The organism is Pseudomonas maumuensis, assembly GCF_019139675.1.
Taxonomy (GTDB): domain Bacteria; phylum Pseudomonadota; class Gammaproteobacteria; order Pseudomonadales; family Pseudomonadaceae; genus Aquipseudomonas; species Aquipseudomonas maumuensis.
The window spans coordinates 4,272,614-4,296,244 of sequence record NZ_CP077077.1; the positions used below are offsets into that span (position 1 = coordinate 4,272,614).

Below are 23,631 nucleotides of genomic sequence, written 5' to 3' on the forward strand. Positions count from 1 at the left end.
TTAATCCTTAGTAAAATGACTGCTACGTCCGAAACACTCGGCACAGCGAAACAAAAATCCCATAGAACATTGCCCGCTTACCAACAGCAAAGGCCACCTCTGCCTGAGAATGCACTCCAACGTAAGGCTCAAGCGGAACACGGGTGACCAGTTACCCATTTTTAGCAGACCAGCCCCGAAAGCGGAGGTTGTCGCCCGCCATAGAATACCTTGTCGTGGGTGTCAACGCGAGCAACACAGCAATCCCCTCACGATTCAGTCACATCTACGAAAGTACGAAACAACCCCCATGAAACTCCCGCGTCGACGCTCAACAAAAATTTCTGCCGTCGCTCAGCACAATGAAAAACCAGTGAAGAAAGTACCATGCGCTGTGACTGATCGAACGAGCCACACCATACGAAGAATAAAGCTCCTATTCAACATATGTCTCTAGTAGCGGCGCTGTGGCGACAAGAGCGGCAAGCGTCGGATGACAACAACACCCAATCCGAGCAACAATCCAAATAGTAAGCTAAAGCCAACGATAAGCGCCTTTTTCGGATTAACAGGTGACTGAGGGTCCGTCGCAAGCTTATCGACACGAGCCAACTCGAGATTTTCGACGCTTATATTCAAATTCCGCAACCTCACCAATTCGCCACGTATATTTGCGATTTCTTTCAAAAATAGTTCGGAGTTTGCTCGCCCTTTAAGAACCTCTACTTCACGATTGGTGCTTAGCAAACTCAGTTCTTTTTGAATTTCATCAATACGGGGCTCTGTGAAATCATCGGAGCGGCGGGTCCGCAGCGTTTCGCGCTCTGCCTCAAGCGCCGACTGCCCCATAAAGTACAGCGGAATATTTTGTCCATTAACCTCCGTACGCATCATGTTACTGTGACCGGATTGCTTATCATCACCAAAACTAGAAGGTGTTGTAGGATTGACGATACCGAGTTTTTTAGCGATGACAATTGCCTCACCCAGTTCCTTGAGTCGATTTTGCCTGCGACTTTGCAACTGTTGGCGTAATGCTTTGAGTTCATCCTGCAAACGCTGCTTTTTGAGTTGATCTTGCTCCAGTAGAGAAGCGATTTTCGAGCTCAACTCTGCTTCATAAGCTGCTTTCTTGGATTCTAAATCTTTTTCTATCTGGGAAATTCGGTTAGTCACAAGCACTTTCAGATCTGACGAGATTCTTTCCTTTTCGCCGTTAACCACATACCGAGTAAAATCTCTCACCAAGCCTACGCCATCTACACCCTCAGGATATCTCAGGGAAAGCATTAGGCTATCCGTCAAGCTTTTACTTTTATTCGGATCAATACTCTCAAGTGAAAAAGCCTTATCGCTAAACCTTTCTACAGTCTCTTCGAGAGTCTGCCCTGGGCGCTGAAGAGGAGAAAGGTACTGTGGACTTGCGCGAAAAAAATTCAATCGAACTTCATAAGATTGCATAGATGAGCCGACCCGTATCAGCGCATCCTTTGGCAAAAGTTTGTAAAGACCGGTACTATTCAACTCATCCAACTCTGCACGCGCAACAGGTCGAATGTAGGTGTCGACCTCATATTCCGGAGTCACCCATGTAATGTAAACTATTGCAGCAGCCACAAAGAGCACAGAAAACAATAGAACAATAGCCCTCTGATCCCAGATACTGCTGACAAACTCTTTAACCTCAAGCGATTCTTGACGAGAAACATCTACTGGATTAACGGGAGTATTCATCATACGCTCATATAGACCGACAGCCCCACCACAACTGAGTGGCCATCATGAATGTTAATATGCATTGAACAGCATCTGAGTTTCCAAAACCTAGAATCTTTCTACATTACTTAAATAAAGCAAGGCAGAATTCCATTCACGCACTCTATTGTGGTTCGACTCCAAGAGCTCGACCTAGCCATCAATATAACTTCTACGCACCCTCAGCAACGAAGCATTACTAGCCGCGTGCAGCGCTTGCCCCCTCTGCCCTCCTAAGCTCGAGCGATCCTAAATATAGAAAACAACCCCAGGGACAACACAAAAAACACCAATGAATTAAGCAAGTACATCTCCCCATACCATACCCAGTGCATAACTGAAGAACTACACAGCATATATAAAAAAGTACGCAAATAATCGTACTCACGAAAAGGCTTATCTATCACACTCAGGAAGAAAATACTGATTGCACTATTGAGGAAAACACCAAATAAACCAAAATTCTCAAACGCCACACCGGCAACATGAATCCCACCCATATTTATAAGCTGATACCAATGCGCGGGATTATCCGCAGCGATCGGCTTATCAATACCGAACATCGAATAGATAGGAGACGGGGCCAATGACAAAAACATATCTACATAGGTCTGACCATAGCGCAGATGCTCGCCACCCCAGAAATTACTCAACTGCTCAACGAGCGGCAAAATTATCGCATTCCAGGAGTTAAATAGGAAAAACTCAGCAATATTGTCAGAGCTCAAATCTACATCCATGCGCACCATCGAAATCATTACACCGCACGCAAGAACTAACAGCATGAAAACGGCGAGGGCGAAAAGCGCCATAAATTTAATATGCTTGCTGTAACGGGACATCAATCCGAGCATGCATGCAACCAGGAGGACGACAAAATCCCGATCTCCAGTAATTGCATTAGCAACGCAGTAAAATATCACCAGCAACACAGAGCTAGTGGCGAGTAGCCGGGAAGGATAAACCAGGGCCAGCGCAACGACAGCTATGATAGAAAAAACCATTACCGACTCAGTGCCAGTAAACGCCTCGATCATTGAGTCTATATTAACAACTCTATAAGATATAAGGCCCGCACTCACCCCGAAGAATATGAAACCGGCGATCTTAAAATCCAACGGAGAAAAAAAACCTTTCTCATAACATTGCAAAACCCTGGTAGGCATCATCATCACCAATAGGTATGCCAGAAGCCCTCCCAGAACACCAAGCAGCCAGACCAGCGAAAGCCTATAAACGAAGAAGTCATCAACGTTGAAATCATAACCCCCTCGGGGCCAGAGTGTAACGGTATCGCTCCAAAGGCTACTAATTAGTCCCAAAAATGGCACAGAGTAACAAACCGCGTACAATGCCATTAAATACTTTTTGCTCATAAGACAGGCTGCGCACTGAATGACCAAGATCAGTAAGCACATCGAAACCATCATAGCGATCATGAGCGCCACCCGACCAATGCAATAACTTCTATTAGCACGAAAGCCCCTTTTTTGGTTCCAAAAAACATTCGGACCTTTGGGCAAGAATTAGAAATAATAAAAAGAGCGCTCACTGACACGACCTACGTACACGCAGCATAACCAGCACTAGAACTACTAACTGAGCCACAAGCGCGAAGATAAACGATTTAAATAGATCAAGTGCCAGCATCCCGCCCTGCAAAGCCAAGAAAATTGTCGATGCTAGATAGACTACCGCATAAATCAAACTTGCCATAAAGACAATCTTACTTAATCGCTCACTATGCATTATTTGCGTTAATATAGCAGTAATCAACCCAAGTCCCCCTGCAATAGCAGCGGACTTTAAGAGCTCATTCCTACCGCAAACACTTTCACCCAAAAAGCACAACCAGTAATCTTGCGACATTATGATCAACAAGGGCAAACAGACCGATACGACACTACCCAATAATAAATACAGCTTGCTACCACGTCCACTCTGCCCTGCAAGCCGGACAATGGCGTAGGAAGCCAAAGAGCTAGGTAGCACGGTTACCAAAATATAGAATAAGAAGAAAATATTAAAAAGACCAACCTCTGCTGCGCTAGCACTTGAGTTGCCGAATATCATCAAGCACATTATGTGGACGGGCGCGCCCAACAACATGCTGGCGGCAATTGCAGGCGTGCCAGAATTTGAAAGTAGCGCCCATGTTTTCCCGAATGAGAAAAGCCCCCTCCCCAACGGCGAGGCTCCAGTCTCATTCCCCTTGATGATAAAAATCCCGAAAATAGGCGCAATGAAAGTACAAAGAGCTAATACCAAAAGCACCGACTCTACTCTACCATCAAGCTTCGCCACGCTAACGACCAATAGCATCCCGAACATCCCATGAGAGGCCAGAGCTATAGCCCATCTAATTGAACTATTAACGGCGTACATCATGCCAGTAATCGCTAGATTAGACACGCAAGCGAAACCGAGGAGAAAAGCCCCTAGAGTTATGTAACTCAGACTGATATCGTGCGGTGAAGCAGGCGCGGGAAAGAGGTAAGGTACTACAACACATAGCGCGCCAGCACCCGTCCCCCCCCACACCAATACATTCAACAATGTATTAAAGTTGACCTTTTCTGGCTCAAGAACTACATGGCGGCTTAACGCTACACTTAAGGACTCTCCAACAACCGTTGCGATACCTGTAATTATTGCGTAATGGTATGAGAAAACGCCATATAGTTCGATCCCTAACTCCCGAGCCAGGCTGAACAGCAAAATAAACATAAAGAGTTTATTCAGCAGTACGACAACTGCACAAATTTCCCTGACCACAAGTATCAGCTTCGCGCAAAGAACGAGATATACCATTCCACCGAATCAGTCAGCCCGGCGTTAACATTGAAATGGGGGGTATAGCCCAACAGAGCTCTAGCCTTTTCAATGCTCGCTTGGGAATGCCTAACATCTCCTGCACGGAAATCCCTATAAACCAGAGCGGAATGAGTTTCAACACCCACCCGCGACAATGCTTGCTTAATGGACGTAAATAGTTGATTCAATGTCATTCTGTCCCCGACAGCAACATTGTATACATTATTCTTTGCGTCAGTATCGGCACACGCGGCCAGAATATTGGCTTGAACCGCATTTTCCACAAAACAGAAATCCCGGCTCGTCTCGCCATCACCGTTGATGAAAACCTCTTCACCATTAATCATGGCCGCCGTCCACTTCGGGATGACAGCCGCGTAGGCACCATTAGGGTCCTGACGCTTTCCAAACACATTAAAATATCGAAGACCAATACTATGAAAACCGTAAGTACTGGAAAACACCTCGGCGTAAAGCTCGTTCACATATTTGGTTACCGCATAAGGTGAAAGAGGCTTGCCAATATTGCCTTCGACTTTGGGCAAGGCTGGGTGATCACCATAGGTAGAACTGGATGCAGCATAGGTAAAGCTATTGACCTTAGCATCTTTTGCCGCGACCAACATATTTAAGAAGCCGTCAATATTGGTAGAATTTGTCGCAACAGGATCATTAATAGAGCGCGGAACAGAGCCTAATGCAGCCTGGTGCAAAACAAAGTTTACCGGAAGGTTATCGTCGCCAGCGAAAACCATCGCCTTACGGCAGTCATCAATATTTCTGATATCACCGTTAACCAGAAAAAATTGCCCCCATTGCTCAGAGCTAACCGCTGAACGCACCTCATCCAAATTGCGCTGATGGCCCGTTGAGAAATTATCCAGCCCCACAACTCGCTGATTCAATTTCAACAAAGCTTCTAACAAGTTTGAACCAATAAAACCAGCCACGCCAGTGATCAACCACACTTTAGGGGAGTGGTAAATTTCATATTTTATTTCATCATAACGGCTCACATCGCTCTCCTGGCTTGGTAATTTTCAATCAACACTAAATAGTCAGAGAATTTTATGCTCAGGCTCAGAGACGCAGATCAGACTCAGAAGCGTCCAGTAGATACTTTAGGTCATAAAGAACATGTTCTGCCTTACCTAAACGCCGAATACTTTCAACACCCATCGCCGCAAACTCATCGTGAGCGACCGCAAGGATAATGCCGTCATAATAGTTTTCTTGAGGAGCGTTGACTGGCGTTATCTCATATTCATGAACTGCTTCAATAACATCCACCCAAGGATCGTACACATCAACGATAATGTTGAATTCAGCCAGTTCGTTGACAATATCAATGACTTTGGTATTCCGAAGATCCGGACAATTTTCCTTAAAGGTCAACCCCATGATCAGCACACGCGCACCATCAACGTGAATTTTACGCTTTAGCATTGCTTTGACAAGTTGAGATACAACATAGTTACCCATGCTGTCATTTAACCGGCGTCCCGCCAAGATAATTTCTGGGTGATAACCGATTGACTGCGCTTTGTGAGTCAAGTAATACGGATCCACGCCGATACAGTGACCTCCTACTAAACCTGGACGGAACGGCAAAAAGTTCCATTTTGTGCCCGCCGCTTCCAAAACAGCCTCAGTATCAATGCCCATTTTATTAAAAATAAGAGCTAATTCATTGATTAATGCAATATTCAAATCCCGCTGAGTATTCTCAATCACTTTAGCGGCTTCAGCCACTTTTATACTTGCCGCCTTGTGAGTACCTGCAATTATAATTTCATTATACAGATCATCAACCAACTCAGCGATGTACGGCGTCGAGCCTGCGGTTACTTTTTTGATAGTCGTGACACGATGCTCTTTGTCGCCAGGATTTATACGCTCAGGACTATAACCCGCAAAAAAATCGACATTAAATTTAAGCCCAGAAATTTTCTCTAGCACAGGGACACAGTCTTCCTCTGTCGCACCGGGGTAAACAGTGGACTCATAGATAACAACATCACCTGACTTTAATACTTTTCCAATTGTTTCACTTGCTTTAACCAAAGGAGTTAGGTCAGGTTTTTTGTGCTCATCTATCGGTGTAGGAACTGTGACAATATAGACATTGCAAGCAGAGAGATCTTCCAATTTAGAGCTAAATCTTAATTTTTCCGCAGAGCGCAATTCATCCTCAGACACCTCAAGGGTAGAGTCACGACCCTCTATCAACGCTTCGATTCGCCTTTGATTGATATCGAAACCAATCACCTGCATTTTCTTGCCGAACTCAACTGCCAACGGCAAGCCCACATAACCGAGACCTACGATGGCCAACTTTACGTCTTCGAGCTCAAGCATTGTTTCCCCTTGCCATTCTTAATTACTGAGTAAATTTTAAAAATCATTTCACGCTTTTGGGGCAGCGTCTGACAATTCTCCACGTTAAAGATTACACCGAAATCGCCAGAAGGAGCTATACTATTTTTGCCCGGCAGTATACCTCCTCTGAAGCAGGCAGCCCAGGAAGCTGTTTTTTGCTGCTAACGGTAGCCTGGAGAACCCGTACGCCCCGTAACAGCCATCCACAAGTCACATGCGTGCTGCGCCTCGAAAAACGCGTTTCTACATAGATAGCAGGAACGGCGACATACCTGAAAGCTGGAGAGTGATCAGGGAACACCGCACATCCACACTTCACCGCCCCCTGCAAGGCTGTGAACCAACGACCTGTAGCAAATCCGCGACGACAACATGTCATCGGACCTTTGGAGCCTATGGTATCTGCGCAAGCTCTTGCCCCAAGGGGATTCGGCGAAACCATTACGACCTGCTAGGCTAGCAATAACTTTTCGATATAAAACTTGCTAGACGCCTCGACTCTTTACAAACCAATTAAATCAACTTAAGCCAAAGCTATGAAAGCATTCAAGCCTTAAATAATAGTATTTATTTGCAGGAACTTGAAAACATAAAATTTAGCACAGGATTATTTTTCAAAAACTTATAGGAAAAACACATAGTTTACTCTTACAAAGCTACCGCTGCGAGAGTATAACATTTTCCAAACTCTAAAGTAGCCCAGATGATTTTTCTCAATAGGCCTAATACGAGTAGGAGTCTTACACTCTGGAGGGGCCGTACAGAAAAGGGGAATGCCAATAACTACAAGCGTATCGCCCAACCAACGATAAACACCAACTTACTCAAGAAAGATTCAACATAATGAAGCATTTATTACATCAAAGGCGGCGGTATAAACTGCGAGAATCAATGTTTTATTAATAACCACCACATCATAATAGGTGGCAAACACCCCAGACATGTAGGATGGGCAAGAATTTCTTACTCCTCCTTCCAGCTATCCATGTCTCCAGAGGAGAGAAGGTGCATTGTTGCACCTTCCGAAGCCGACAACAACACCTTGCAATTTTCTTTAGTCAGCCCCCTTTTTAGTCGTGAGTCCGTCGCCTCAACGATAGAGCACGACCTATCGCTACGCATACCCCCATTGCAAGACCAGCTAGCGCTGCCAGCGCCATGATGATTGCCTTTTTCGGCTTGGCTGGCTTATCTGGCTGAAAGACAGCCCCGTCCTGTTGATACATCGCGACCAGGGCGGGATCAATCTTCAAATTGCGTAGAAAATTAAGCTTCTCTTGCCTTTCACGCAGCGTCGGGATGTAAGGATCGTCGGAAGAGCGCGAATCAAGGTTTGCAATCTCCGCCTCCAGCGCTTTAGAGCCACGCATGTACGTGAGGGCCCCCCCCATACCAGCAGACACCTCACTGGACAAGGTATTGGATATGATTGGGGGCCTCTCCAAACCTATGGATTTCGCAACCAGCAGCGCCTCTTTGAGCTGGGCAATCTGATCTGCACGTTTATTGCTGGCACTCGCGCGCGAGGCGCGTATTTGCTGCTCAAGGTTATCCGCCATGATTGATATGTCGCTTCGCGTACCGCCTAACAGCTCATCCTTTGCGCGGTCCGCAGACAGCTCAGCATAGGTGGACACCCAATTCGCTGCTAGCTTCGGATCTTCGAGCCTAGCCGTAACAACATATCGATCCGTTTCATCCTTGGCAGTTTGAGCTACCGTCAGCATTTCATCGAATCTAGCACGTAGGGCATCACGCGATCCGCTTCGCTCATCCTGAGCTAGCCCCGGAAGAAAGGTATTTTGGAAAAACTCGTTGCGCACTGCTTCGGACTGAAGCAGTTTCAGATAAATGCTATATACATCCTTAGCACTCAGCGGCGGGAGCCCAGTATCTGGCCCACGACCATAATTGAGCTGCGCAATTTGATTTTGTGTCGGAGGCCGAATGTAAAGCTTCGCCTCATAAAGGGGTGAGGCGATCATTACGTATGCTAAAGCCAGGCCAACCACTATCAACATGACCAATACAACCCAAATCTTTTGCTGCCATACCCCCCGTACAAGCTCAACCAAATCAATCTCATCACCACCGCTCAGGCGCTCGCGTTCATTGCGCATCTAGTCTTTTTTCCTTGGATCCGTCTGTTTGCGTCTTTTCCAGGAGCATGCCCCACCTTCATAGTGCAGAGCGTCAGCCCCCTTGAACAAGCGTAGCGGCATTTTGCCAATCCGCCTGCCCCCCCTCACACACTTCTCGTTAACTAAGAGTAGAGGGGCCTTTCGCTAGGAAGTTCCTCTTTTATTAACCAATGCAACGCCCCCTCTCGGCGGTCAACACCAACCACGCCCCAGCTCATACACCCATGCTCAAGTGATTTTCCCATCACACGAGCCAGCATCTGCTTCGCCCACAACTCCCCATGAACCAAGACGACCTTCCGCGCGCCGCAGCCTTGTGCAAATCTGACCAACCCTGGCAGACCCAGATGCCCCGAGTACCCGTTCAGCGTACCTTCGCGCGGATCTCCTACATTTCTGGGCTACTGCACATCACACTCAACATAGGCCGACCCGAGCAAATGCCCGGTACGCTGTAATCGAATGGCGTGGCCCCGTTGCTGCTCGGCTAGGGAATACCAATGCCCGAACGCCAGCGCCACGATGAGCTACCGCAACAGCACCAAGTAGTGATCAAGCTGAACAGGGCCACCACTGATTCCTAGCCGGTACGCGCCCTGGAGCGCCAGCAGCAACAAATTTGCCGAAGGCTCGCTACAAAGTGTTGGACCGCGGAACAATGCAGATAGGAGAGTAGGAACACTACCCACGCGATCAAGGTGGGCATGAGTAATGATGAGCGACTGGATACCGACTATAGCGAAGCTAAGAGTGGGGAGCTCTCCACCAGCCGAGGCATTGCGCCCCACTCAAGACCGCAGTCAACCAACACACTAGTCGCTGGGCGAAGTGAAGCTGATGACAAAAGCCCGTAACACCGCGGGCGCCACCATGATGAGACCGATCATGAAAATCCATAGCACTGCATACTCTGACTGGCTGCAAATTAATTTGCTATTACCTCAACTCAGCCGACACGTGCATAGATGATAACTTCCTACGAAGACGTCGGAACATTCGTCAACCACTGCTCAAAGCCGCCTGCCGCGCCGAAGCTCGCACTTTGCGCTTACCGCGCATCAGGCCATAGGCACCGAGCAGCGGCCCGACGGCCAGCCCAATGATCAGTGCAGCCAATACCGGCACCGCAACCGGCATTGCCGGAGCCGACCATCCAAACATGACCAACGAAACCGCCTGCTGATTTTCCAGCACAAAAAACAACACTACTGCCGCCAACAGCAGCACGAAAAGCCCTACAAGGGTGCGCTTGAGGTTACGCATCAGGCTGCTCCTTCACTCAATGGGGCACGTGCTCATCTTCATTGACCCGATCACGCAACTCCTTGCCGGGCTTGAAATGCGGCACGTACTTGCCGTCGAGACTGACCGACTGACCGGTTTTGGGATTGCGACCTACACGGGGCGCGCGGTAGTGCAGGGAAAAACTACCGAAGCCACGGATCTCGATACGATCCCCGGTCGCTAGACACTGGGACATCTGCTCAAGCATGGTCTTGATGGCCAGCTCGACGTCCTTGGACGAGAGCAGCCCCTGATGGGTGACAATACGTTCGATCAGCTCCGACTTCGTCATATTTTTCCCTTCGTTATCAAGCAGCTAGATCATTGCTTAATCAGTTTGTAGCACGCTCCGAGCGATTTGAACAGGCCGGTTCTTGACTAAACAAAAAAATTCAAGGTAAGGATTTGTTCACAGCCATGACAAGCTGCCAGGAATCGGGCCAGGGCACCGGAGGCTCCACACCTGCCGAGAAATAACAGGCACAAAAAAGGGCGACCCGAGGGTCGCCCTTTTTACCGATCAAACAGAACTCAGTTCTGCTTGGCCATAGCTTCGCGCAGCAGCGCAGCCATGGTGGTGTCGGCAGCCGCTTCCGGAGCGTTTTTCAGGCTCTGGATGGCTTCGCGCTCTTCAGCATCGTCCTTCGACTTGATGGACAGGCTGATAACGCGGGACTTGCGGTCGACGCTGATGATCTTAGCTTCGATCTCTTCGCCTTCCTTCAGCACGTTACGGGCGTCTTCAACGCGGTCACGGCTGATTTCGGAAGCTTTCAGAGTGGCTTCGATGTCGTCGGCCAGGGTCACGATAGCGCCCTTGGCGTCAACTTCCTTGACGATACCCTTGACGATAGCGCCCTTGTCGTTGACAGCAACGAAGTTGGAGAACGGATCGTCTTCCAGCTGCTTGATGCCCAGGGAGATGCGCTCGCGCTCTGGATCAACCGACAGGATGACGGTTTCCAGCTCGTCGCCCTTCTTGAAGCGACGCACGGCTTCTTCGCCAGCTTCGTTCCAGGAGATGTCGGACAGGTGAACCAGACCGTCGATGCCGCCGTCCAGGCCGATGAAGATACCGAAGTCGGTGATCGACTTGATGGTACCGGTGATCTTGTCACCCTTGTTGAACTGGCCGGAGAAGTCTTCCCATGGGTTCGATTTGCACTGCTTGATGCCCAGGGAGATACGACGACGCTCTTCGTCGATGTCCAGAACCATGACTTCCACTTCGTCGCCAACCTGAACGACTTTCGACGGGTGGATGTTCTTGTTGGTCCAGTCCATTTCGGAAACGTGTACCAGACCTTCAACGCCTTCTTCCAGCTCAGCGAAGCAGCCGTAGTCGGTCAGGTTGGTAACGCGAGCAGTCACGCGGGTGCTCTCTGGGTAACGGGCTTTGATAGCAACCCATGGGTCTTCGCCCAGTTGCTTCAGGCCCAGCGAAACGCGGTTGCGCTCACGATCGTACTTCAGGACCTTGACGTCGATCTCGTCACCAACGTTGACGATCTCGGACGGGTGCTTGATACGCTTCCAGGCCATGTCGGTGATGTGCAGCAGACCATCGACGCCGCCCAGGTCAACGAACGCACCGTAGTCGGTGAGGTTCTTGACGATACCTTTGACCTGCTGGCCTTCCTGCAGCGATTCCAGCAGAGCTTCGCGCTCGGCGCTGTTTTCGGCTTCCAGGACGCTGCGACGGGAAACGACAACGTTGTTGCGCTTCTGGTCCAGCTTGATGACCTTGAATTCCAGCTCTTTGCCTTCGAGGTGGGTGGTGTCGCGCACTGGGCGGACATCAACCAGGGAGCCCGGCAGGAACGCACGGATGCCGTTAACGTCGACAGTGAAGCCGCCTTTAACCTTACCGTTGATAACGCCCTTGACCACTTCTTCAGCAGCGAAAGCAGCTTCCAGAACAATCCAGCACTCGGCGCGCTTGGCTTTTTCACGGGACAGCTTGGTTTCGCCGAAGCCGTCTTCGACCGCGTCCAGCGCAACGTGAACTTCGTCACCGACCTTGATGGTCAGTTCGCCAGTTTCGTTGTAGAACTGCTCGAGCGGGATGACACCCTCGGACTTCAGGCCAGCGTGTACGGTAACCCAGTCGCCGTCGATGTCGACAACGATACCGGTGATGATTGCACCCGGCTGAAGATTGAGGGTTTTCAGGCTTTCTTCAAAGAGTTCTGCAAAGCTTTCGCTCATTTTAATTCCTGTAGATTCGGGCGATAAAAACGCCCATAGCCACATTCCAGACAATGTGGGTTTCGTTAAGTTAAGAAGCGCTGACAGGACGTTGACTGGTGCCCCTGCCGGCCCTCCTCTCCATCAGACCAAGTCGCGCAGGGCGAGCTCGCTTCTGATGCGTTGCAGCACCTGCTCGATGGACAACTCCGTGGAATCCAACTGGATAGCATCGGCCGCCGGCTTGAGCGGGGCCACTGCACGTTGGGTGTCGCGCTCATCGCGCGCACGGATCTCATCTAGCAGACTCGACAGACTAACATCTTCGCCCTTGCCCTTCAACTGCAGGTAACGGCGACGGGCACGTTCCTCGGCACTGGCGGTGAGGAACACCTTCAACGGTGCATCCGGGAATACCACGGTTCCCATATCGCGACCATCGGCGATCAGCCCAGGGGCTTCACGGAAAGCACGCTGGCGCTGCAGCAACGCCTCACGCACCGCCGGCAGCGAGGCGACCATCGAGGCGCCCGCACCAACGGTCTCGGTGCGGATGATGTTGCTGACATCCTCACCCTCAAGAATGATCTGCTGCAGCTTGCCAGGCTCGGCGGCGATGAACTGCACATCCAGATGCGCCGCCAGAGCCTTGAGCAGCTCTTCGTTGGTCAGGTCGACACCGTGGTTGCTGGCGTTGAATGCCAGCAGGCGATACAACGCGCCGGAGTCGAGCAGACGCCAGCCCAGCTCACGAGCCAGCAGCCCTGCCACGGTACCCTTGCCCGAGCCGCTTGGGCCGTCGATGGTGATGACCGGAGCTTGCGACTTCACGACTTGCCCTCTTCGGCTACGCGGATGCCAACTTCCTTGCACAGCGCCAGGAAGTTAGGGAACGAAGTGGCGACGTTGGCGCAGTCATGGATCACGATCGGCGCGCTGGCGCGCAGCGAGGCGATGCTGAAGGCCATGGCGATGCGATGGTCGCCGTGGCCATGCACTTCGCCGCCGCCGATCTGGCCGCCGTCGATGATAATGCCGTCCGGGGTTGGCTCGCACTTCACGCCCAGGGCGATCAGGCCGTCGGCCATCACCTGGATGCGGTCCGACTCCTTGACCCGCAGCTCTTCGGCGCCACGCAGCACGGTACGCCCTTCGGCGCAGGCGGCGGCGACGAACAGCACCGGGAACTCGTCGATGGCCAGCGGCACCAGCTCTTCCGGGATGTCGATACCCTTGAGCTTGGCGCCACGCACGCGCAAGTCGGCCACCGGCTCGCCACCGACTTCACGCTGGTTTTCCAGGGTGATGTCGCCGCCCATCAGGCGCAGGATGTCGATCACGCCGGTACGGGTCGGGTTGATACCAACGTGCTCCAGGACCAGCTCGGAACCCTCGGCGATGGACGCCGCCACCAGGAAGAACGCCGAGGAGGAAATATCCGCCGGCACTTCGATGCGGGTGGCGGTGAGCTTGCCACCAGACTGCAGGGAGGCCACCGGACCATTCGACTCGACCGCATAGCCGAAGCCGCGCAGCATGCGCTCGGTGTGGTCACGGGTAGGCGCAGGCTCGGTGACAGTGGTGGTGCCTTCGGCGTACAGGCCGGCCAGCAGCAGGCACGACTTGACCTGGGCACTGGCCATCGGCAGCGTGTAGTTCAGCGCCTTGAGCTTGTGCCCACCACGGATGGTCAGCGGCGGACGCCCTTCAGGGCCGGTCTCGACCACAGCACCCATTTCACGCAGCGGATTGGCCACGCGGTTCATCGGGCGCTTGGACAGCGAGGCGTCGCCGGTCATGGTGGTGTCGAACGACTGCGCTGCCAGCAGGCCGGACAGCAGGCGCATCGAGGTGCCGGAGTTGCCCACGTACAGCGGGCCGGGCGGCGGCTTCAGACCATGCAGGCCAACACCGTGAATGGTTACGCGACCATGGTGCGGCCCTTCGATGACCACGCCCATGTCACGGAAGGCCTGCAAGGTCGCCAGGGCATCTTCACCCTCGAGGAAACCTTCGACTTCCGTCGTGCCCTCGGCCAGCGAACCAAGCATGATCGAGCGATGGGAAATCGATTTGTCGCCAGGTACGCGGATCCGTCCGGACACGCGGCCACCCGGTTGGGCCAGGAAAATCAGATCGTTGGCGTTCATAGCGTCCACATAGGCCCGACGGGCAAGGATTTTACTGAAATGCTCGCGGGCAACCCGGGCGCGGGTGAACACGCCCAGCAGTTGGTGCCCGTCCCCAGCATCGACCGCGTCGCGCAAGGCGTCGAGGTCGCTGCGAAATGTATCGAGAGTGCGCAAGACCGCCTCGCGGTTGGCGAGGAAGATGTCGTGCCACATGATCGGGTCGCTGCCGGCGATTCTCGTGAAATCGCGGAAGCCTCCCGCAGCGTACCGGAAGATCTCCAGGTTTTCATTGCGCTTGGCCAGCGAGTCGACCAGGCCGAAGGCCAGCAGGTGCGGCAGGTGACTGGTGGCGGCCAGCACTTCGTCATGGCGTTCCACCGACATGTGCTCGACATCGGCATCCAGCGCGCGCCAGAGCCGATCCACCAGAGCGAGTGCGCTCGGCTCGGTTTCCGCCAGCGGAGTGAGGATCACCTTGTGCCGACGGAACAGCGCCGCATTGGAGGCCTCCACCCCACTCTGCTCGGACCCGGCGATCGGGTGCCCCGGCACGAAACGCGGCAGGCGCTCGGCAAACGCCTCGCGCGCGGCACGCACCACATTACCCTTGGCGCTGCCCACGTCGGTGATCACCGCATTACCCAGGTCGAGCTGGGCCAGGCGAGCCAGGACTTTCTCCATGGCCAGGATCGGCACAGCCAACTGGATGACGTCGGCGCCGACACAAGCGGCCGCAAGGTCTGCCTCGCAGCGATCGACCACGCCAAGCGCCACGGCTTGTTTGCGCGAATCGGCGTCGAGGTCGACGCCGACCACTTCGCGGCACAGGCCGCTTTCGCGCAGGCCCTTGGCGAAGGAGCCGCCGATCAGGCCGAGGCCTACGACCACCAGACGGTCGATGAGCGGAGCGGGATTGTTTGTTACAGCATTAACCACGAGTGCGAACCCTGTTCAAAAACATGCCAGTCGTTGAGACCGCAGGGGGCTGCTGCGCAGCCCATCGCTGGCAAGCCAGCTCCCACATAGGCCAGCGACACACCGCTCCCTGTGGGAGCCGGCTTGCCGGCGATGGGCCGCAAAGCGACCCCAAAAAAATCGATCAAAGCACCGCTTTCGGATAAGAGCCCAGCACCTTCAGCGCCACAGCCTCCTGGCTGATCTGCTCGAGCACCGCCTTGATCAGCGGATCACGGTGATGGCCAACGAAGTCGATGAAGAACACGTAGGTCCACTTGCCGCTGCGCGACGGACGGGTCTCGATGCGCGTGAGGTCGATGCCGTTCTCGTGGAACGGCACCAGCAACTCGTGCAGCGCGCCCGGCTTGTTGCTCATGGAGACGATGATCGAGGTCTTGTCGTCGCCGGTCGGCGGCACTTCCTGATTGCCGATCATCAGGAAGCGCGTGGAGTTGTCCGGGCGGTCCTCGATCTTCTCGGCCAGACGGGTCAGACCATACAAGTTGGCCGCCATGTCGCCGGCGATCGCTGCCGAGTTCCACTCGCCCTTGACCCGCTTGGCCGCCTCTGCGTTGCTCGACACAGCCACGCGCTCGACGTTCGGATAGTGGGCGTCCAGCCATTTGCGGCACTGGGCCAGCGACTGGGCATGAGAGTAGATGCGGGTGATGCTGTCGGTCTTGGTGTTCTCGCCCACCAGCAGGTGATGATGGATACGCAGCTCGACTTCGCCGCAGATCACCATGTCATGCTCGAGGAAGCTGTCCAGCGTGTGGCTGACGGCGCCCTCGGTGGAGTTCTCCACCGGCACCACACCGAAATTGACCGCACCCGCCGCCACTTCGCGGAACACCTCGTCGATGGCCGCCATCGGGCGGCTGACCACGGCATGGCCGAAGTGTTTCATGGCGGCGGCCTGGGTGAAGGTCCCTTCAGGGCCGAGGTAGGCCACTTTCAGCGGCTCTTCGAGCGCCAGGCAGGAGGACATGATCTCGCGGAACAGCCGCGCCATCTCTTCATTGTCCAGCGGCCCCTGGTTACGCTGCATGACGCGCTTGAGCACCGCGGCCTCGCGCTCGGGGCGGTAGAACACCGGCGCCTCGCCTTCAGGCAGCGATGCGGTCTTGACCTTGGCCACTTCCTGGGCGCAACGGGCGCGCTCACTGATCAGCTCGAGGATTTTCTCGTCGAGGCTGTCGATGCGCACACGCAGGGCCTTGAGCTCCTGATCGGACATCAGCCGTGCTCCTTCTCGAATTCACCCATGTACTGCACCAGCGCCTCGACAGCCTCCAGGCCCAGGGCGTTGTAGATCGAGGCACGCATGCCGCCGACCGAACGATGGCCCTTGAGGTTGAGCAGGCCACGGGCATCGGCGCCAGCCAGGAAGGCCTTGTCCAGACGCTCGTCGGCCAGGCGGAACGGCACGTTCATCCACGAACGGGCATTGACGCTGATCGGGTTGGTGTAGAACTCGCTGGCATCGATGAAGCCGTACAGGCGCTCTTTCTTGGCGCGGTTGCGCTGCTCCATGGCCTCGACGCCACCCTGCTCCTTGAGCCACTCGAACACCAGGCCCGAGAGGTACCAGGAATAGGTGGCCGGAGTGTTGTACATCGAGCCGTTGTCAGCCGACACCTTGTAGTCGAGCATGGTCGGGCAGCTGCTGCGGGCACGACCCAGCAGGTCTTCGCGCACGATCACCACCACCAGGCCGCTCGGGCCGATGTTCTTCTGCGCGCCGGCGTAGATCAGGCCGTACTGCGACACATCGATCGGACGCGACAGGATGTCCGAGGACATGTCGACCACCAGCGGGACATCACCAGTCTCGGGCACCCAGTCGAACTGCAGGCCACCAATGGTCTCGTTGGACGCATAGTGGACGTAGGCTGCGTTCTTGGTCAGCTGCCACTCGTTCTGGCCCGGGATGGCCAGGTAGTCGTAGGGCTTGGCACTCGCGGCAACGTTGACGCTGCCGAAACGACGCGCCTCCTCGATGGCCTTCTTCGACCAGATGCCGGTCTCGACGTAATCGGCGGTGCCGTTCTCCGGCAGCAGGTTCAGCGGGATCTCGGCGAACTGCTGGCTGGCGCCACCCTGCAGGAACAGCACCTTGTAGTTCGAGGGGACGGACAGCAGATCACGCAGGTCCTGCTCGGCCTTTTCGGCGATAGCCACATAGTCGTCACTGCGATGGCTCATTTCCATCACCGACAGACCCTTGCCGCGCCAGTCCAGCATCTCGGCCTGGGCACGCTGCAGCACGGCATCCGGAAGCGCGGCAGGGCCTGCGCAGAAGTTAAAGGCTCGTTTGCTCACATCCACTCTCGCTCTGCCAAATAGAACAAAATCGTAATTCGCTGCGGCCCCATCAAGACTGTGCGGTCTGCATTGGGACCGCACCGCGCCCCAATACCCACCTTCATCAGTCAAACGGGGCGACCTTGGTCGCCCCGTCCGGGTTGTTGCATCGGTTATTCCTGAGGCGCCTCTTCGACGCCTGCGTCGTCCTCGCCCACCGCATCGAGCGGGGCGCCCTCCTCGTCCGTCTCGACCAGCTCGTCGAGCTCTTCCTCGGATGGTTCCTGGACACGCTCAAGGCCCACCAACGTCTCGTCGCTGGCCAGCTTGATCAGCGTCACACCCTGGGTGTTACGGCTCAGGCTGGAGACCTCACCGACCCGCGTACGCACCAGGGTACCTTGGTCGGAGATCAGCATGATCTCTTCACCTTCCTGCACCTGGATCGCACCGATCAGCAAGCCGTTGCGGCCCTTGGTACCCATGGCGATCACGCCCTGGCCGCCACGGCCACGACGCGGGAACTTGGACAGCGGAGTGCGCTTGCCGAAGCCGCGCTCGGAGGCGGTGAGGATCTGCGCGCCGGACTCCGGAATCAGCATGGAGATGATCTGCTGGCCCTTGCCCAGTTTCATGCCACGCACGCCACGGGCGTTACGACCCATCTCGCGGACCACGCTTTCGGCGAAACGGATCACCTTGCCGGCGTCGGAGAACATCATGACTTCCTTGGCACCGTCGGTGATGGCGGCGGCGATCAGGGTGTCACCTTCCTTGAGCTTCAAGGCGATCAGGCCGTTGGAGCGCGGACGGGCGAACTGCACCAGCGGGGTCTTTTTAACAGTACCGGAAGCGGTCGCCATGAAGATGTAGGCGCCGGTCGGCTCTGCCAGCCACTCAGGCGTGTCGCCATCTTCCTCGTCGATTTCCTCGGCCTCGACCAGTTCGCCTTCGAGCACGGTGTCTTCCGCGTCCTCCAGCTCTTCGTCGGCGTCAGCGCTCTGCTGCAAGGCCTCCAGGTCGACCTGCAGCATGGCGGTGATGCGCTCACCTTCCTCCAGCGGCAACAGGTTGACCAGCGGACGGCCGCGGGCGGCGCGAGAGGCCTCGGGGATTTCGTAGGTCTTCTTCCAGTACACCTTGCCCTTGCTGGAGAACAGCAGCAGGGTGGCGTGGCTGTTGGCGACCAGCAGGTGCTCGATGTAGTCCTCGTCCTTGACGCCGGTAGCCGACTTGCCCTTGCCGCCGCGGCGCTGGGCCTGGTAGGCGGACAGCGGTTGCGTTTTCGCGTAGCCGCCGTGGGAAATGGTCACTACACGCTCTTCTTCCGGGATCATGTCGCCGTAGTTGAGGTCGTGGCTGGCATTGAGGATTTCGGTGCGACGGGCATCGCCGTACTCGGCGCGGATCGCTTCAAGCTCTTCGCGGATCACTTCCATCAGGCGCTCGGCGCTGCTGAGGATGCGGATCAGCTCGCCGATCTGCTCGAGGATCTCCTGGTACTCGGCCAGCAGCTTCTCGTGCTCGAGGCCGGTCAGGCGGTGCAGGCGCAGCTCCAGGATGGCCTGGGCCTGCTCTGGCGACAGGTAGTACTTGCCTTCACGCAGGCCGTACTGCTCCGGCAGATCTTCCGGACGGCACGACTCGGCACCGGCGCGCTCGACCATGACCTGTACCGCGCTGGACTCCCAGGCCGTGCTGATCAGCGCTTCCTTGGCTTCGGACGGCGTCGGCGAGGCTTTGATCAGGGCGATGACCGGGTCGATGTTGGACAGCGCGACCGCCTGGCCTTCAAGGATATGGCCACGCTCGCGGGCCTTGCGCAGCTCGAACACGGTGCGGCGGGTGACCACCTCGCGACGGTGACGAACGAAAGCCTCGAGCAGGTCTTTCAGGTTCAGCAGGCGCGGACGACCGTCGATCAGGGCGACGATGTTGATGCCGAACACGCTCTGCAGCTGGGTCTGCTGGTAGAGGTTGTTGAGCACCACCTCCGGCACCTCGCCGCGGCGCAGCTCGATGACGATGCGCATGCCGTCCTTGTCGGACTCGTCGCGCAGCTCGGTGATGCCTTCGATCTTCTTCTCTTTGACCAGCTCGGCGATCTTCTCGATCAGACGCGCCTTGTTCAACTGGTACGGGAGTTCGGTGACGACGATCTGCTGGCGGCCACCGACCTTGTCGATATCTTCGATCTCGGAGCGGGCACGCATATAGATGCGGCCACGACCGGTGCGATAGGCCTCGATGATGCCTTGGCGACCATTGATCAGGCCCGCTGTCGGAAAGTCCGGCCCCGGGATGAACTGCATCAGCTCATCGACCGTGATGTCGGAGTTGTCGATCAGCGCCAGGCAGCCGTCGATCACTTCGCCGAGGTTGTGCGGCGGGATGTTGGTGGCCATGCCCACGGCGATACCGCTGGAACCGTTGACCAGCAGGTTGGGGATCTTGGTCGGCATGACCGCCGGGATCTGCTCGGTACCGTCGTAGTTCGGTACCCAGTCGACGGTCTCTTTGTGCAGGTCGGCCAGCAGCTCATGGGCCAGCTTGGACATGCGCACTTCGGTGTATCGCATGGCCGCGGCGTTGTCGCCGTCCACCGAGCCGAAGTTGCCCTGGCCATCGACCAGCAGATAGCGCAGCGAGAATGGCTGGGCCATGCGCACGATGGTGTCGTACACGGCGGTGTCGCCGTGCGGGTGGTACTTACCGATCACGTCACCGACCACACGGGCGGATTTCTTGTACGGCTTGTTCCAGTCGTTGCCCAGTTCGCTCATCGCATACAGAACGCGGCGATGCACGGGCTTCAAGCCGTCACGCGCATCGGGCAGCGCTCGCCCGACAATAACGCTCATCGCGTAGTCGAGGTAAGACTGTCTCAGTTCGTCTTCGATATTGACCGGGAGGATTTCTTTGGCCAGTTCGCCCATGAGAAGCCTGATTCCTTTTTCTGGTGAAACTTCGCCTGATCCCTCGAAGGACGAACGAAGCTCGCCGCCGCAGCGCAATTGGGGTGCGACGACTTACGACAAATCAATGAGTTGTGCCATGGATCTGCGCAATGAAGGCCGCGGTAAAGAGCGGCCTTGGAAACTGCCGGATGGTATCACAAACGCTGCGCGCATGGGAGATATGGCAGGTTGCCGTACAGCACCCTCCAAACGGGTGAAAAAACGCCTCAATGGAGGCGTTTTCGGCACATCAACTGGGCGATTTTCGGCGTGTCCGGGCGCTCGACCACGCCCTTCTCGGTGACGATCACATCGATCAGGTCGGCCGGCGTGACGTCGACTATCGGGTTATAGGCCTCGACATCGGCGGTTACCTGGATGCCCGACACTTCCAGCAACTCCTCCTCGCCGCGAATCTCCAGCGGGATATCCTCGCCGGTGGGCAGGTTCAGATCGATGCTGGTGCTCGGCGCCACCACCATGAAGCGCAGCCCATGGTGCATGGCCGCCACCGCCATCTGGTAGGTGCCGATCTTCGCCGCCACATCGCCATTGGCGGCAATGCAGTCGGCGCCGACCACCACCCAGGTGATGCCCTTGGTTTTCATCAGGTGCCCGGCCGCGGCGTCGGCGACCACGGTCACCGGCACACCGTCGGCGGCCAGCTCCCAGGCGGTCAGGCGCGAACCCTGCAGCCATGGCCGCGACTCGCAGGCATAGACCTGCTCGACCATCCCCTCCAGGGTGGCGGCGCGGATCACCCCCAGGGCGGTGCCGAAGCCACCGGTGGCCAGGGCTCCGGCGTTGCCGTGGGTGAGCAGGGCCTGTTCGCTGCCCTGGTGCCGGCGGATCTGTTCGACACCGAACTGGGCCATGGTCAGGTTGGCCTCGCGATCGCTCTGGTGAATCGCCACCGCCTCGGCCTCCATCACCTTCAGTACGTCCTCATCTGGGCGCAGGCGCTGCAGGCGCTCACGCATGCGATTGAGCGCCCAGAACAGGTTGGCCGGGGTGGGTCGCGCCTCGCCCAGCATCATGAAGTCTTCTTCAAGGGACTCCTCCCAGTTCTCGCCTTCGGCGAGGCGACGGCGCAGCGCCAGCACCAGGCCGTAGGCAGCACAGATGCCGATCGCTGGAGCGCCACGCACAGCCATGTCGCTGATCGCCTCAGCCACCTCGGCGGCCTCGGTGCAGGCCAGCCAGGACTGCTCAAGCGGCAGCAAGCGCTGGTCGAGCAGGTGCAGCACGCCATCGCGCCACTCGATGCCCGTCACTGTCTCCGCCGCCATCAGTTGCTCGCGCATCGCCTCTCCCCGTCGCCCTGGCATCAAAAGCCGGCGATTATAGCGAGCCTGCGCCGCGGACGCTCGGGTATACTGCGCGTTTAGCCGAACCGATCCAGGTATATGTCGCGCATGCCCACCGCCACTCCCCTCCTCGACCTGCTGCTTGTGCCGGACTGGTTGGTTCCCGTGGAGCCGGCCGGGGTCGTGCTGGAGGGCCATGCGCTGGGCATCCGCGACGGTCAGATCGCCTGGCTAGGCCCACGCGAGCGGGCGCCGCAGGCCCGAGACGTGCGGACGCTGCCCGACTGCCTGCTGACGCCCGGGCTGGTCAATGCCCATGGCCACGCCGCCATGGCCCTGTTCCGCGGCCTGGCCGACGACCTGCCGCTGATGACCTGGCTACAGGAGCACATCTGGCCCGCCGAGGGCCGGTGGGTGGACGAAGCCTTCGTGCGCGACGGCACCGACCTGGCCATCGCCGAACAGCTCAAGGGCGGCATCACCTGCTTCGCCGACATGTATTTCTATCCCCGCGAGGCCTGCGACCGCGTACACCGCAGCGGTATCCGCGCGCAGATCGCCGTGCCGCTGCTGGATTTCCCCATCCCCGGAGCACGCTCCCCGGACGAGGCCTTGCACCTGGCCATCGAACTGTTCGGCGACCTGCGCCACCACCCGCGCATCAGCATCGCTCTCGGTCCGCACGCGCCCTACACGGTGAGCGACGAGAACCTGGAGAAGATCCGGGTGATCGCCGACCAGCTGGACGCACCGCTGCACATGCACATCCACGAGACCGCCAGCGAGGTCGAGCAGGCGCTCAAGGACAACGGCGAGCGGCCGCTGGCGCGCCTCGCGCGCCTGGGCCTGCTGGGCCCGAACCTGCAGGCGGTACACATGACCCAGGTCAGCGACGACGACCTGGCGCTGCTGGTAGAAAGCAACACCAGCGTGATTCACTGCCCCGAATCCAACCTCAAGCTCGCCAGCGGTTTCTGCCCGGTGGAGCGTCTGTGGCAGGCCGGGGTGAACGTGGCCGTCGGTACCGACGGCGCCGCCAGCAACAACGACCTCGACCTGCTCGGTGAAACCCGTACCGCCGCGTTGCTGGCCAAGGCCGTCTCCGGCTCGGCCACCGCCCTGGACGCCCACCGGGCACTGCGCATGGCCACGCTCAACGGCGCCCGGGCGCTGGGGCTGGAAGCGATCACCGGCTCGCTCGAGGTGGGCAAGTCCGCCGACCTGGCCATCTTCGACCTGTCGGGGCTGGCACAGCAACCGGTACACGACCCGGTCTCGCAGCTGATCTACGCCACCGGCCGCGACTGCGTGAAGGATGTCTGGGTCGCCGGACAGCAACTGGTCGAGGACCGCCGCCTGACACGGATGGACGAAGCCGCGCTAGCGGCCAACGCCCGCGCCTGGGGGGCCCGTATCGGCGGGCGCAATGAATGAA

17 protein-coding genes are annotated in these 23,631 nt (G+C 56.3%); 1 reads left to right on the forward strand and 16 read right to left on the reverse strand.

What is annotated here, in order from left to right:
• Positions 1-432: 432 nt before the first annotated feature.
• The 16 genes from KSS90_RS19100 to mtnA all read right to left on the reverse strand — a co-directional run bounded on the left by KSS90_RS19100 (position 433) and on the right by mtnA (position 22,193).
• Entirely contained in the window at positions 433-1,713 is a 1,281-nt protein-coding gene (locus tag KSS90_RS19100) for a GNVR domain-containing protein (RefSeq protein WP_217866820.1), read from the reverse strand.
• 254 nt (positions 1,714-1,967) lie between these two features.
• Positions 1,968-3,173, reverse strand: a complete 1,206-nt coding sequence (locus KSS90_RS19105) for a hypothetical protein (RefSeq protein ID WP_217866821.1) — start codon at positions 3,171-3,173, stop codon at positions 1,968-1,970.
• Between the two features lie 109 nt (positions 3,174-3,282).
• Complete coding sequence (locus KSS90_RS19110) at positions 3,283-4,545, reverse strand: MATE family efflux transporter (RefSeq protein ID WP_217866822.1); 1,263 nt, start codon at positions 4,543-4,545, stop codon at positions 3,283-3,285.
• A complete protein-coding gene (locus KSS90_RS19115) occupies positions 4,515-5,564 on the reverse strand; it encodes an NAD-dependent epimerase/dehydratase family protein (protein WP_217866823.1) in 1,050 nt (349 codons plus the stop codon). The genes KSS90_RS19110 and KSS90_RS19115 overlap by 31 nt, the downstream gene beginning before the upstream one ends.
• A gap of 64 nt (positions 5,565-5,628) precedes the next feature.
• Positions 5,629-6,906 carry a Vi polysaccharide biosynthesis UDP-N-acetylglucosamine C-6 dehydrogenase TviB gene (tviB, locus tag KSS90_RS19120; protein ID WP_217866824.1) on the reverse strand — a complete coding sequence of 426 codons (1,278 nt, stop codon included), beginning with the start codon at positions 6,904-6,906 and terminating at the stop codon, positions 5,629-5,631.
• Between the two features lie 1,091 nt (positions 6,907-7,997).
• Positions 7,998-9,047 (reverse strand): LPS O-antigen chain length determinant protein WzzB, encoded by a 1,050-nt coding sequence (locus tag KSS90_RS19125; RefSeq protein ID WP_217866825.1) that lies wholly within the window; start codon positions 9,045-9,047, stop codon positions 7,998-8,000.
• A 143-nt stretch (positions 9,048-9,190) separates the two neighbouring features.
• Positions 9,191-9,436 carry an MBL fold metallo-hydrolase RNA specificity domain-containing protein gene (locus tag KSS90_RS25770; protein ID WP_367616217.1) on the reverse strand — a complete coding sequence of 82 codons (246 nt, stop codon included), beginning with the start codon at positions 9,434-9,436 and terminating at the stop codon, positions 9,191-9,193.
• 631 nt (positions 9,437-10,067) lie between these two features.
• Complete coding sequence (locus KSS90_RS19130) at positions 10,068-10,331, reverse strand: lipopolysaccharide assembly protein LapA domain-containing protein (protein ID WP_217866826.1); 264 nt, start codon at positions 10,329-10,331, stop codon at positions 10,068-10,070.
• Between the two features lie 16 nt (positions 10,332-10,347).
• Positions 10,348-10,644 (reverse strand): integration host factor subunit beta, encoded by a 297-nt coding sequence (gene ihfB / locus KSS90_RS19135; RefSeq protein WP_217866827.1) that lies wholly within the window; start codon positions 10,642-10,644, stop codon positions 10,348-10,350.
• Positions 10,645-10,883: 239 nt separating this feature from the next.
• Entirely contained in the window at positions 10,884-12,560 is a 1,677-nt protein-coding gene (gene rpsA, locus KSS90_RS19140) for a 30S ribosomal protein S1 (RefSeq protein WP_046856619.1), read from the reverse strand.
• A 123-nt stretch (positions 12,561-12,683) separates the two neighbouring features.
• Positions 12,684-13,370, reverse strand: coding sequence for a (d)CMP kinase (cmk, locus tag KSS90_RS19145; protein WP_217866828.1), 687 nt, complete (start codon positions 13,368-13,370; stop codon positions 12,684-12,686).
• Positions 13,367-15,607 carry a bifunctional prephenate dehydrogenase/3-phosphoshikimate 1-carboxyvinyltransferase gene (locus KSS90_RS19150; protein WP_217866829.1) on the reverse strand — a complete coding sequence of 747 codons (2,241 nt, stop codon included), beginning with the start codon at positions 15,605-15,607 and terminating at the stop codon, positions 13,367-13,369. Before KSS90_RS19150 ends, cmk begins: the two co-directional genes overlap by 4 nt.
• 163 nt (positions 15,608-15,770) lie before the next feature.
• Positions 15,771-16,865, reverse strand: coding sequence for a prephenate dehydratase (pheA, locus tag KSS90_RS19155; RefSeq protein WP_094010729.1), 1,095 nt, complete (start codon positions 16,863-16,865; stop codon positions 15,771-15,773).
• The gene (gene serC, locus KSS90_RS19160) at positions 16,865-17,950 is read right to left on the reverse strand and encodes a 3-phosphoserine/phosphohydroxythreonine transaminase (RefSeq protein WP_217866830.1); all 1,086 of its coding nucleotides are present in this window, start codon (positions 17,948-17,950) and stop codon (positions 16,865-16,867) included. The genes pheA and serC overlap by 1 nt, the downstream gene beginning before the upstream one ends.
• Before the next feature lie 155 nt (positions 17,951-18,105).
• Entirely contained in the window at positions 18,106-20,868 is a 2,763-nt protein-coding gene (gene gyrA, locus KSS90_RS19165) for a DNA gyrase subunit A (protein WP_217866831.1), read from the reverse strand.
• Positions 20,869-21,116: 248 nt separating this feature from the next.
• On the reverse strand, positions 21,117-22,193 hold the full coding sequence (gene mtnA / locus KSS90_RS19170; protein ID WP_217866832.1) for an S-methyl-5-thioribose-1-phosphate isomerase: 1,077 nt from the start codon (positions 22,191-22,193) through the stop codon (positions 21,117-21,119).
• Between the two features lie 111 nt (positions 22,194-22,304).
• Here mtnA and KSS90_RS19175 point away from each other — a divergent pair, with 111 nt between their 5' ends.
• A complete protein-coding gene (locus KSS90_RS19175; RefSeq protein ID WP_217866833.1) occupies positions 22,305-23,630 on the forward strand; it encodes a TRZ/ATZ family hydrolase in 1,326 nt (441 codons plus the stop codon).
• The last annotated feature ends 1 nt before the right edge of the window (position 23,631 follow it).